The 10,902-nt window shown below is 74.7% G+C and carries 13 protein-coding genes and 1 pseudogene; 5 read left to right on the top strand and 9 right to left on the bottom strand.

Annotation, left to right across the window (positions count from 1 at the left end):
- A partial coding sequence (locus tag ACFV61_RS28895; protein ID WP_380494766.1) for an HtaA domain-containing protein occupies nucleotides 1–1,470 on the bottom strand: 1,470 nt, incomplete at its 3' end.
- 185 nt (nucleotides 1,471–1,655) lie between these two features.
- Between ACFV61_RS28895 and ACFV61_RS28890 the strand changes: the two genes are divergently transcribed.
- The 3 genes from ACFV61_RS28890 to ACFV61_RS28880 are packed head-to-tail and all read left to right on the top strand — an operon-like array spanning nucleotide 1,656 to nucleotide 4,551.
- Nucleotides 1,656–2,681: a hemin ABC transporter substrate-binding protein gene (locus tag ACFV61_RS28890; RefSeq protein WP_380494764.1), complete on the top strand. Its 1,026-nt coding sequence runs from the start codon at nucleotides 1,656–1,658 to the stop codon at nucleotides 2,679–2,681.
- On the top strand, nucleotides 2,678–3,739 hold the full coding sequence (locus tag ACFV61_RS28885) for an iron ABC transporter permease (protein ID WP_363586567.1): 1,062 nt from the start codon (nucleotides 2,678–2,680) through the stop codon (nucleotides 3,737–3,739). Before ACFV61_RS28890 ends, ACFV61_RS28885 begins: the two co-directional genes overlap by 4 nt.
- Nucleotides 3,736–4,551 carry a heme ABC transporter ATP-binding protein gene (locus ACFV61_RS28880; RefSeq protein WP_363376745.1) on the top strand — a complete coding sequence of 272 codons (816 nt, stop codon included), beginning with the start codon at nucleotides 3,736–3,738 and terminating at the stop codon, nucleotides 4,549–4,551. Before ACFV61_RS28885 ends, ACFV61_RS28880 begins: the two co-directional genes overlap by 4 nt.
- An 87-nt stretch (nucleotides 4,552–4,638) precedes the next feature.
- Here ACFV61_RS28880 and ACFV61_RS28875 read toward each other — a convergent pair whose 3' ends face one another.
- The 4 genes and pseudogenes from ACFV61_RS28875 to ACFV61_RS28860 form a co-directional block, all read right to left on the bottom strand.
- Nucleotides 4,639–4,848 carry a dodecin gene (locus tag ACFV61_RS28875; protein WP_063348261.1) on the bottom strand — a complete coding sequence of 70 codons (210 nt, stop codon included), beginning with the start codon at nucleotides 4,846–4,848 and terminating at the stop codon, nucleotides 4,639–4,641.
- Between the two features lie 193 nt (nucleotides 4,849–5,041).
- Nucleotides 5,042–6,004: an asparaginase gene (locus tag ACFV61_RS28870; protein ID WP_380341868.1), complete on the bottom strand. Its 963-nt coding sequence runs from the start codon at nucleotides 6,002–6,004 to the stop codon at nucleotides 5,042–5,044.
- A gap of 62 nt (nucleotides 6,005–6,066) precedes the next feature.
- Nucleotides 6,067–6,420 (bottom strand): hypothetical protein, encoded by a 354-nt coding sequence (locus tag ACFV61_RS28865; protein ID WP_380494768.1) that lies wholly within the window; start codon nucleotides 6,418–6,420, stop codon nucleotides 6,067–6,069.
- Nucleotides 6,421–6,514: 94 nt separating this feature from the next.
- A pseudogene (locus tag ACFV61_RS28860) lies at nucleotides 6,515–6,688 on the bottom strand (ABC transporter substrate-binding protein); the annotation flags it as partial.
- Between the two features lie 500 nt (nucleotides 6,689–7,188).
- On the opposite strand from ACFV61_RS28860, the gene dtd reads away from it, so the two are divergent.
- Nucleotides 7,189–7,629, top strand: coding sequence for a D-aminoacyl-tRNA deacylase (dtd, locus tag ACFV61_RS28855; protein WP_063348263.1), 441 nt, complete (start codon nucleotides 7,189–7,191; stop codon nucleotides 7,627–7,629).
- 19 nt (nucleotides 7,630–7,648) lie between these two features.
- Here the strand turns inward: dtd and ACFV61_RS28850 are convergent, their stop codons facing one another.
- From ACFV61_RS28850 to ACFV61_RS28840, 3 genes are all read right to left on the bottom strand, one after another.
- Nucleotides 7,649–8,611, bottom strand: a complete 963-nt coding sequence (locus tag ACFV61_RS28850; protein WP_363625011.1) for a glycine cleavage T C-terminal barrel domain-containing protein — start codon at nucleotides 8,609–8,611, stop codon at nucleotides 7,649–7,651.
- Between the two features lie 10 nt (nucleotides 8,612–8,621).
- Entirely contained in the window at nucleotides 8,622–9,086 is a 465-nt protein-coding gene (locus tag ACFV61_RS28845; protein ID WP_363376753.1) for a transcriptional repressor, read from the bottom strand.
- 106 nt (nucleotides 9,087–9,192) lie between these two features.
- A complete protein-coding gene (locus ACFV61_RS28840) occupies nucleotides 9,193–9,795 on the bottom strand; it encodes an FABP family protein (protein WP_063348266.1) in 603 nt (200 codons plus the stop codon).
- A gap of 348 nt (nucleotides 9,796–10,143) precedes the next feature.
- Here ACFV61_RS28840 and ACFV61_RS28835 point away from each other — a divergent pair, with 348 nt between their 5' ends.
- A complete protein-coding gene (locus ACFV61_RS28835) occupies nucleotides 10,144–10,506 on the top strand; it encodes a DsrE family protein (protein ID WP_063348267.1) in 363 nt (120 codons plus the stop codon).
- A 3-nt stretch (nucleotides 10,507–10,509) separates the two neighbouring features.
- Here ACFV61_RS28835 and ACFV61_RS28830 read toward each other — a convergent pair whose 3' ends face one another.
- A complete protein-coding gene (locus tag ACFV61_RS28830) occupies nucleotides 10,510–10,782 on the bottom strand; it encodes a DUF3099 domain-containing protein (RefSeq protein ID WP_079135696.1) in 273 nt (90 codons plus the stop codon).
- Between the last annotated feature and the right edge of the window lie 120 nt (nucleotides 10,783–10,902).

Raw genomic sequence — 10,902 nt, 5'->3', positions numbered from 1 at the left:
GAGTGGGCGGGCCTGCCCTGCGTCACCATGCCGGGCGGCGCCGGCCACGGCCGCCACCGGGAAGCCGCCCTGGGAGGAGGAGGCGACGGGCGCGGCGGAGGGGCTGGTGGCGGGGGTCGCGGTGGCGCTCGGCGCGGTGGCCGGGGCGCTGCCGAGGTCCGGCAGCGGGGGCAGCGCCGCGGCCGGGTCGAGCGCGACGGCGAAGCTCAGCGGGTCCATCTCGGTGCCGACCGGGTAGAGGCCGCCGAAGGCCTTGGCGCCGCCCTCGGTGAGCTTCAGCGGCACCTCGACGGCCTTCAGCAGGCCGCCCTCGGGCTTGAGGCCGGCCGGGTCGAAGGCGCCCAGCTCGACGCCGGTGAGCTGCTGGGTGGCGCCGTCCGGGGTCCGGCCGGAGACGTCCGCGACCAGTCGGCCCTGGCCGCCGGCCACGGTGACGCCCGGGTTGGCGAGGGTGAGGTCCAGGCCGTAGGTGTCGCCGCTGCGCAGGCCGGTGAAGCGCACGGTGCCGGTGAAGGCGGCGGTGAGGTCGCCGTTCGCGGGGTCGTAGCCGCCCTTGGCCGGGGTCCAGCGGAAGTAGGCTCCGCCGTCCGCCGCGCCGGCGCCGAGTTCCCAGCGGCCCTGAGCGATCGCGCCGGTGACGTAGTCGCGGAAGGTGCGGCGCACGCCCCAGTCGAGGGCGCCGTTGGCGAACTCGGTCCTGGCGGGGGCCTGGGCGCCGGGCGGGGCGGTCGGGGTCTCGGCGGACGGGGTCTCGGCGGTCGCCGACGGCGTCGGCACGGCGGCCGCCGAGGGGGTGGCCGCGGCGGTCGGCGACGGGGCCTGCGAAGTCGGCTGCGCGGCGGGCAGGTTGACCGAGAGGGTGAGCGGGTCCAGGGCCGTCCCGGCGGGGTAGAAGTTGCCGAAGGCCTTGGCCCCGGCGTCGGTGAGGGTGCCCGGCACGTTGCTGAGCGTCAGGGTGCCGGCCGCGCCGCGCAGGTCGACGCCGGCCAGTGAGAGCTCGGCCAGTTTGGCCTGGCTCGCGTTGCTGACCTGTCCGGTGTCCTTGGACTTGCTGCTGACGTCGGCGTACAGCCCGGCCGCGCCGCCCTGGACGGCCCGGACGGTGAGCCGGGCGAGGCTCAGGTCGAGCGCGTTGGCGCCGTTCTCCTGGTGCCCGGTGAACCGGACCCCGCCGGAGAAGGCGGCGGTCAGCGCACCGGTCGCCGGGTCGTAGCCGCCGGTCGCGGAGTGGAACCGGAAGGTGCTGCCGCCGACCGTGGCCGCGCCGCCGTTGAGCGTCCAACTCCCCTTGGCGATGGGGCCGGTGATGTACGTCAGGAAGGACTGCTTGATGCCCCAGTCCAGCCGCCCGCCGGCGACCTTGCCCTCCGCCGCGTGTGCCGGGCCGGGTGAGAGGCCCACCGCCAGCAGGGCGGCGAGGGCGGCCACCAGGGTGGCGGCCAGACGGCGGAGCCGGCTGGACAGGGGCACGGCGGATCACTCCTCGGCGGGGTGCGGTCAGTGGTGGTGAAGGACGCGGCAAGGGAGGGGTCGGGCGTGGCGCCGACCCCCTTGCGGAACTCAGGTAAGGCTAACCTAATATATGAGTCAAGAGTCCCGCCGCAACCCCTCCACCAGGACCGGAGCGGCGACAACTCCCATCGAAGGGAAGCGCGTTGAGCAGCAGTACGATCCGAACCGGGGCGGCCCGCGGGCCCGCCCTCCTGCTGCTCGCCCTCGGCCTGCTGCTCGCCCTCACCGCCTGCGGCCCGTCCGGCACCACCACCGGAGCGGCCGCGGCGAGCTCCTCCCGGGCCCCCGACGCGGTCGAGCCGCTGCCCGTCGAACCCGTCCCGCAGCTCCCGGCCACCACCACCTCCGTCGACGGCCGCCAGGTCACCGTCACCAGCGCCGAGCGGATCATCCCGCTCAACGGCAGCCTCTCCGAGCTGGTGTTCAGCCTCGGCCTCGGCCCCAAGGTGGTCGCCCGGGACGTCTCCACCACCTTCCAGCAGGCCACCGCCCTGCCGGTGATCACCCAGGCCCACGACGTGTCCGCCGAGGGCGTGCTGTCGCTGCACCCCACCGTCGTCCTCGCCGACCGCTCCACCGGCCCGGCCGAGGCCATCGCGCAGATCCGCGCGGCCGGCGTCCCGCTGCTCGTCCTGGACGACGCCAAGCGGCTCGCCGACGTCGGCCCGCGCATCGACACCGTCGCCGCCGCCCTCGGAGTCCCGGACGCCGGACGGCAGTTGAAGGAGCGCACCGAACAGCGGATCGACGAGGCCAGGGCCGCCGTCCCGGCCGCCGCCCGCCACCCCAAGGTCGCCTTCCTCTACCTGCGCGGCAGCGCCTCCGTCTACCTGCTCGGCGGGCCCGCCTCCGGAGCCGGCTCGCTGATCGAGGCGGTCGGCGGCCAGGACGCCGGCACCGCCGCCGGCCTCACCGGCGACTTCACCCCGCTCACCAGCGAGGCCCTGGTCAAGGCCGCGCCCGACGCCATCCTGGTGATGAGCAAGGGCCTGGACTCGGTCGGCGGCGTCGACGGCCTGCTCAAGCTGCCCGGCGTCGCCCAGACCCCGGCCGGCCTCGACCGCCGGATCGTCTCGATCGAGGACGGCCAACTGCTCAGCTACGGCCCGCGCACCCCCCAGGTGCTCCGCGAGATCGCCGCCCAGCTCTACCCGGCGGACGCCAAGTGACCACCGCCGTACGGGCGAAGACCGCGCCCGCCGTCAGCAGGACCACCCTGATCACCGCCGGACTCGCCGCCGCCCTGGTGCTCTGCGCCCTGCTCGCCGCCGGCATCGGCGCCTACCGCATCCCGCTCGGCGACATCCTGGCCTCCGCCGCCCACCGGCTCGGCCTCGGCGGGCACGCCCTGGACCGGGTGCCCGAGTCGGTGCTGTGGAACGTCCGGCTCCCCCGGGTGGTGCTCGCCCTGCTGGTCGGCGGCTCGCTCGGCTGCGCCGGGGCGCTGATGCAGGGCGTGTTCGGCAACCCGCTGGCCGAGCCCGCCGTGATCGGCGTCTCCTCGGGCGGCGCGGTCGGCGCGGTGGCCTGCATCGTGCTCGGCCTGGACGCCCTCGGCAGCTGGACGATCACCGCCTTCGCCTTCGCCAGCGGCCTGCTGACCGTCTTCGCCGTGTACCTGATGGCCCGCTCCGGCGGACGCACCGAGGTGGTCACGCTGATCCTCACCGGGGTCGCCGTGAACGCCTTCTGCGGCGCGCTGATCGGGATCTTCCTGTTCACCGCCGACTCCGCCGCGATCAGCCAGGTCACCTTCTGGCAGCTCGGCTCGCTCTCCCAGGCCACCTGGGGCAAGGTGCTCGCCGTCCTGCCGTTCGCCGCCGTCGGCCTGGCCGTCGCCCCGCTGTACGCCCGCAAGCTGGACCTGCTGGCCCTCGGCGAACGCCCGGCCCGCCACCTCGGGGTGGACGTCGAGCGGATGCGGCTGGTGCTGATCACCGTCGTCGCGCTGCTCACCGCCGCGGCCGTCGCGGTCAGCGGCATCATCGGCTTCGTCGGGCTGGTCGTCCCGCACCTGCTGCGGATGCTGGCCGGGCCCGGCCACCGCTTCCTGCTGCCCGCCTCGGCGCTCGGCGGCGCGCTGGTCCTGGTGGCCGCCGACCTCGCCGCCCGCACCGTCGCCGAGCCGGCCGAGCTGCCGCTCGGGGTGCTCACCGCACTGATCGGCAGTCCGTTCTTCTTCTGGCTGCTGCGCCGCACCAGGAGCAGGCAGGGAGGCTGGGCATGAGATTGCGAACCCCCCGGGAGGTGCCCGAACGGCCCCTGCCCGGAAGCGAGTTGCTGACCGCCGAGACCATCCGGCTGACCATCGGCGGGCGTGCCCTGCTGGACGGCGCGTCGGTGCGGGTCGCCGCCGGAGAGGTGGTCGCGCTGCTCGGGCCGAACGGCGCCGGCAAGTCCACCCTGCTGTCCGTCCTGGCCGGCGACGTCCGTCCGGACGGCGGCGAGGTCCGGCTGCGCGGCCGCCCGCTGGCCGGCTACGGCGCCGCCGAGCTCGCCCTGCACCGCGCGCTGCTGCCGCAGTCCGCCGCGCTGTCCTTCCCGTTCCCCGCCGACGAGGTGGTCCGGATGGGCCGCGCCCCCTGGACCGGCACGGCCGCCGCCGCCGAGGACGAGGCCGTGGTCGCCGAGGCGATGGCCGCCACCGAGTCCGCCGCCTTCGCCGGGCGCCCGTTCACCGCGCTGTCCGGCGGCGAGCGGGCCCGGGTGGCGCTGGCCCGGGTGCTGGCCCAGCGCGCCCCGCTGCTGCTGCTGGACGAGCCGACCGCCGCCCTCGACCTGCGCCACCAGGAGCTGGTGCTGCGGGTCGCCCGGGAGCGCGCCGCCGCCGGGGACGGCGTGGTCGTGGTGCTGCACGACCTGTCCCTGGCGGCGGCCTACGCGGACCGGGTGGTGCTGCTGAACGCCGGGTCGACGGTCGCGGACGGGCCGGTCGCCGAGGTGCTGCGCGCCCCGCTGCTCAGCGAGGTGTACGGCCACCCGGTCGAGGTGCTGGCGCACCCGCGCACCGGGGTGCCGCTGGTGCTGCCCGAACGCTGACCGGGCGGCCGGGGCCGACGGCGGGGCTGTGGAGCGGGGCTGCGGGACGGGCTGCGAGCGGGCCTGGGCCGGGCCGCGGAAGCGGGCTCAGTCCTCCAGCCGGAAGCCGAGCTTCAGTCCGACCTGGTAGTGCTTCACCCCGCCGTCCTCCAGGTGGCCCCGGACCTGCGTCACCTCGAACCAGTCGAGGTTGCGCAGCGTCCGGGAGGCCCGCTCCACTCCGTTGCGGATCGCGGCGTCGACGCTCTCGGTCGAGGATCCGACGATCTCGGTCACCCGGTACACGTGGTCAGTCATGGCGGACTCCCTCAGCTGTGCGACGGCCCCCGGTCCACCGTGCACCGCCGCCGCTCCGCCCGCACGCCGACGGGCGCCTCCGGCCGCCTCGCATCCCCTGGAAGGCCGCTGCCAGGCCCCTTGCAGGCCCCGGGAGGCCGCGGCAGGCCCCGGGGAGGCCCCTTGCAGGCCCCCGGGAGGCCGTGGGAGGCCGCTAGAAGGCCGCCCGCACCTGCCCGACCGGGACGCCTCCGCCCAGCAGCGGGGCCGCCCCGATCCGCTCGACGGTCTCGTCCGCGCCGGTCACCCCGAGCCGGCGCAGTGCGGCCGCCAGCACCGGGCCGCGGGCCCGCTCGCCGCCGTCGTCGATCTTGAAGGCGAGCGCCCGCCCGTCCGGCAGCGCCACCACCTGGACGGCCTCGGCGCCCATCTTGGACAGCGCGCCGGGGACGGCCCGCATCAGCCAGGTGTCGGCCCGGCGGGTGCCGGCCACGTACTCGGGGTGGGCGCGCATCGCGTCGGCCACCCGACGGGGCGCCGTGCCCTCGGCGGCCAGCACCAGGCCGCGGTAGCCGCGTGCCAGGCCGGTCAGCGTGACGGCCAGCAGCGGCGCGCCGCAGCCGTCCACCCCGGCGTGCGTGGCGGTCTCGCCGGTGCCCTCCTCCAGGGCCTCGCGGGCCAGCCGCTGGATCGGGTGCCCGGGGTCGAGGTAGCTCGCGGTGTCCCAGCCGTTGGCGACGCAGGCGGCGAGCCAGCCGGCGTGCTTGCCGGAGCAGTCCATCAGGACGGGGGCGCGGCGGCCGCCGGAGCCGAGCAGCAGTTCCGCCTCGGTCTCGTCCAGCGGGAGGTCGGCCGGGGTGCGCAGGGCGGACTCGTCGAGCCCGGCGGAGCTCAGGATGGCCCGGACAGCGTCGAGGTGAAACGATTCTGCGGAGTGGCTGGAGGCGGCCAGCGCCAGCAGCTCGCCCTCGATCGCCAGCCCGGCCCGCAGCGTGGCCACCGCCTGGAACGGCTTGGCGGTCGACCGGGGGAAGACCGGAGCGTCGGGGTCGCCGAGCGCGAACTCCACCGAGCCGTCGGCGGCGAGCAGCACCAGGGAACCGTGATGGCGGCCCTCGGTGAAGCCCGAGCGTATGACCTCGGCGAGGACGACGGGCGGGGTGGCGGACTGGGACATGGCGGGAGCCTTCCGGGGGTGAGGGTGGACCGGGCCCCGCCCGCCCGTGGTACCTCACCCGGTCAGAGCGGCCCCCCTGCGAGCAGGTCCTCGACCCGTGCTTCCCCATCACGGTACCTGCGGGTGATCTCCGCGCTGCAACCGTCGGCCGTCCGCAGCAGCCGCTGCCGCCGCCCGGACACCTCGCGCTCGTGCGCGCGCAGCCGCTCCAGCGCGGCCAGCAGCTCCTCCGCCGGGTGCGCGGCCAGGTCGGCGAGCTGGACGTCCCCCATCAGCTCGGCCGCCTCCAGCTGGGACTCGTGGCCGCGCGGCGGCCCGAGCGTGACGTGCCGGGCCGAGCGCCGCACGGTGGAGGGCGCGTCGGTCAGGATGGCCGGGAGGCGGTCCAGCAGGTCGCCGGGGGGGGCCGTCGGCACCGCCCGCCCCGGGCGGTCCGGCCGGCCGGGGCGGACCGCCGGGCCGGCGGTCGAGTTCGGCGCGCAGGATGTCCATCCGCCCGTGCAGCAGCCGCCGCAGGTAGGAGAGGTCGGCCTCCTGCTCCAGGGTCTCCCGGCGCAGGATCCGCAGCTGGTCCAGGCCCAGCCGCTCCAGGTCGGGCTCTATCGCCGTGCCCAGGGCCCCGGCGCCCCCGGCGACCTCCGCCACGTGCCCGGACCGGTCCCACGCCGCGCTGCTCGCGTCCATCAACCAACCCACCTGCCGTCGTCCGATCCCGCCCGCTCGCGGCACTGCGTCCCTGCCGCCGGTCCGGCCCGTCCCCCGACGGGCTCACGCGTCCCGTCCGTTGGCACGCCCGGCCACCCCCGAAGGTTCCGGTTCCCGGCCGCAACCACCCACCGGGGCGATGCCGCCAGAACGCCTGACCTACCGGCTCGACCTCCCGGCCGAGCCCGGCCCGGTGCGGCGGACCATATGGCGCGCCGGGCCCTCCGTACGGTCCACCAGCGTGCCACCCCGCCCGGCGCGGGCGCACCGCCCGTGCACCCGAACGGCCCCCTGGCGAACGGGGGTGGCTGATATGACCGGACCTTTCCGCAGGAAGAGCGGCGCCCGACCCCGCGCAGGCGTGCACCACCCAGCGTGCACCACCTGCACACGCGCCCCTCCCGCACGCCCCGGGGTGCCGCCGGGCACGGCACCGGGTGCCCGGCGGGCACGCCCCGGGCCTCCGGCACAATGGCGGCATGCGAGCAGTGGTGCAGCGAGTGACCGAGGCCAGGGTGACCGTGGCCGGAGAGACCGTCGGCGCGATCGAGGGGCCCGGGCTCTGCGTCCTGGTCGGCGTCACCCACGAGGACACCCCGGCCAAGGCGGCCCAACTGGCCCGCAAGCTGTGGACGCTGCGGCTGCTGCCCGCCGACGACGAGGGCGTCGAGCAGTCCTGCTCCGACCTCGGGGCCCCGCTGCTGGTGATCAGCCAGTTCACCCTCTACGGCGACGCCCGCAAGGGCCGCCGCCCGACCTGGAACGCCGCCGCCCCCGGCCCGGTCGCCGAGCCCCTGGTGGACGAGGTGGTCGCCCAGCTGCGCGCGCTCGGTGCCAAGGTGGAGACGGGCCGGTTCGGCGCCGACATGCAGGTGGCGCTGGTGAACGACGGCCCGTTCACCGTCCTCGTGGAGGTCTGACCGCAGCCGGGCGCACGGGCTACTGCGGGACGATCACGTCCTGGGTGCCCGGCACCGTCCCGGCCAGCAGCACCGCGTCCACCGGGACGTTCCGCTTGACGATCGCCAGCGCGATCGGCCCCAGCTCGTGGTGGCGGGCCGAGGAGGTGACGAAGCCGAGCGGGCGCCCGTCCGGCTCGGCGGCCAGCCGCACCTGCGTCCCGTGCGGGGGCAGCGTCTCCTCGGTGCCGTCCAGGTGCAGGAAGACCAGGCGGCGCGGCGGCCGGCCCAGGTTGTGCACCCGGGCGACGGTCTCCTGTCCGCGGTAGCAGCCCTTCTGCAGGTGGACGGCGGTGCGCAGCCAGTCCACCTCGTGCGGGATGGTCCGGTGGTCGGTCTCGAAGCCCAGCCGCGGCCGGTGGCCCTCGATCCGCAGCGCCTCGTACGCCCAGACCCCCGCCGCCGGGCCGTACCCGGCGGTCAGCTTCGCCAGCTCGGCGCGCGGCACGAACAGGTCGCGCCCGTACGGGAGTTCACGCACCGCCGCGGCGCCCTCGACGGAGGCGGTGGAGCCCGCCGGCAGGTGCACCACGGCGTACTCGGCGGTCGCGTCGGCGACCTCCACCCGGTAGAAGAACTTCATGCTCTCCAGGTAGCCCAGCAGCGCCTCCTGGGTGCCCGGCTCGACGTGCGCCCAGGTGGTGGTGCCGTCGTCGACCAGGTAGAGCGCGTGCTCGACGTGCCCGTTCGGGGAGAGCACCAGCGCCTCGGTGGCCTCCTGCGGCGCCAGCGCGCTGACGTGCTGGGTGAGCAGCAGGTGCAGCCAGGCCAGGCGGTCCTGGCCGGTGACGGTGAGCACGCCGCGGTGCGAGAGGTCGACGAAGCCGGTGCCCTGCGCGAGGTTGCGTTGCTCGCGGAAGATGTCGCCGTAGTGGGCGGCGACGCCCTCGTCGGCGCCTTCGGCGGGGACGGCTCCGGGCAGGCTCAGCAGCGGGCTCTTCATACCGGCCAGCTTACGACCGGCCGTCCGCGAGCTTGGCGGTGCAGTCGGCGCAGCGGCCGAAGATGGCGAAGTGCTTGAGGTCGGTGTCGAATCCGTGCTGTTCGCGCAGGCTGCTGATCAGCGGCTCGGCGATCTCGGTGCCGGTCTCGGAGACCTTGTCGCAGTCCCGGCAGACCAGGTGCAGGTGGTGGTGGCGGCCGGCCAGGTGGTAGGTCGGGGCGCCGTGGCCGAGGTGGGCGTGCGAGACCAGGCCGAGTTCCTCCAGCAGCTCCAGGGTCCGGTAGACGGTGGAGATGTTGACGCCGCTGGCGGTCTGCCGGACGTGGCAGAGGATCTCGTCGGGGGTGGCGTGGTCGAGGCGGTCGACGGCTTCGAGTACGAGCTGCCGCTGCGGGGTCAGCCGGTAGCCGCGTTCGCGCAGGTCGGCCTTCCAGTCGCCGGAGAGCTGCCAGTCGGTGGTGCCGGTGTCCGCCACGGTGCTGTCCCTGCCAAGGTCGGGGGTCCTGAGGCAAGTGTAGGGACCGGCCGGCGGCCGGTCCCTACCTCACGCGAAAGCCGTACCGCTCAGCGGAGCGCCGGGCTCACTTGAAGAACGCGATGCCGTCGTCCGGCAGGTCGTTGATGTCCTTGATCAGCTGGGCCGGGCTGAGCACCTTCTTCAGCTGGGCCGACATGTACGGGCGCAGCGGCACGTTCGGGGCGGCCTTCTCGCCGACCCAGAGCAGCTCCTCGTTGACGAAGCCGTACAGCCGCTTGCCGCCCGAGTACTCCGGCGAGCCCTCGATCCGGGCGACCGCGTCCGTGGAGACGTCGATCTGCGGCTTGCCGTCGGCCAGCTCGCCGTACCAGATCTCCACGGTGCCGTCGTCGCGGACGGAGGAGATCTCGATCCCGCGGACGCCGCTGGTGCCGTCGTGGTTGCTGGTGATGCGCCAGAACGCGTGCTCGTTCTCCAGCGGACGGACCTTCTCGCCCTCGTTGTCCAGCACCCAGGTGCGGGAGCGGAACTCCAGGAAGGGCCGGCCGTCGTGCCGGATCACGATCTCCTGGCCGAAGTTGCACTTCTCGGCGCCGGGGCCCTCTTCATCTGGCAACGGGGCGTAGACGCCCGCGCCCTCCCAGGTGCCGAGGAGGAAGGCGAGCGGGACGACGTCCTTGTGGAGGTCAGAGGGGATCTCGATCATGTTCCTGGTCGCTGTCGTCGTCGGTGTGGGCTGCCTCAACCGTACGGCAGGATCAACGCTGGCCCTGGTAGAGCTTCATCACCGAGAAGATGGCGAACCAGGTGATCAGCACGGCCATGAGGGCCAGCAGACCGTCGAAGAAGATTTCCAGACCGGACACGGGTGGCTCCCAGGCGGCGACAGTGTGGTGGATTTTGCTGCCGCTCACTCTATCCGCCGGTCATCGGCCGGTCGCGGTGAGCCCCACCACGTCATCGTTCGCGCCGATTCTCCCCCGCCGTCCAAGGTTTCCCCAAGGGATCCTGGGATGACGGCGAGCGGGGGCCGCGAGCCCTCTAAGGTGGCGCCATGTCGAAGAAACTCGTCATCAAGGTCACCGCCGGGGCCGATGCGCCGGAGCGGTGTTCGCAGGCGTTCACCGTCGCGGCGGTGGCCGTCGCCAGCGGGATCGAGGTCTCGCTCTGGCTGACCGGGGAGTCCTCCTGGTTCGCCCTGCCGGGGCGGGCGGCGGAGTTCGAACTGCCGCACGCGGCACCGCTTCCGGACCTGCTGGAGGCGATCCTCGCGAGCGGCTCGGTGACGCTGTGCACCCAGTGTGCGGCCCGCCGGGGGATCGTGCAGCAGGACACCGTCGAGGGCGTCCGGATCGCGGGCGCGCAGGTCTTCGTCAGCGAGATCATGGCGGACAACGTCCAGGCACTCGTCTACTGACGCCTACGGGTGCTCCTCGTGGTCGGGGCGGTCCCGGTCGTGGCCGGGATCGTCCCACTTCGGGTCGTCCCAGCGCGGGTCGTTCCACCAGTCGTCGTCCGGGTCCCGCTTGTTGGCGAACACGGCGGCGGCCGGCGGGATCACCATCGCGACCACGCACATGCCGATCGCGGCGGGCACGGAGAAGAACCTCACCACGCCCCAGGCCAGCACGAACAGGCCCAGGCAGACGCCCATCAGGGCGAAGTAGTAGTGCCGCCGCCGCCTTGTCTGCACGCCTCCACGGTACGACCGAGGGGCCGGGCCCGGCGCGGCCCGCGGGGTTACTCTGACGCCGGGATTGGGGGTGTGGCGGTGACTGTGGTAGGGGGGGTAAGTGGGGGCGAGGGGGGGGGA

The organism is Kitasatospora sp. NPDC059817, from assembly GCF_042731835.1.
Taxonomy (GTDB): domain Bacteria; phylum Actinomycetota; class Actinomycetes; order Streptomycetales; family Streptomycetaceae; genus Kitasatospora.
This window is presented reverse-complemented; position numbering and strand designations above follow the sequence as displayed.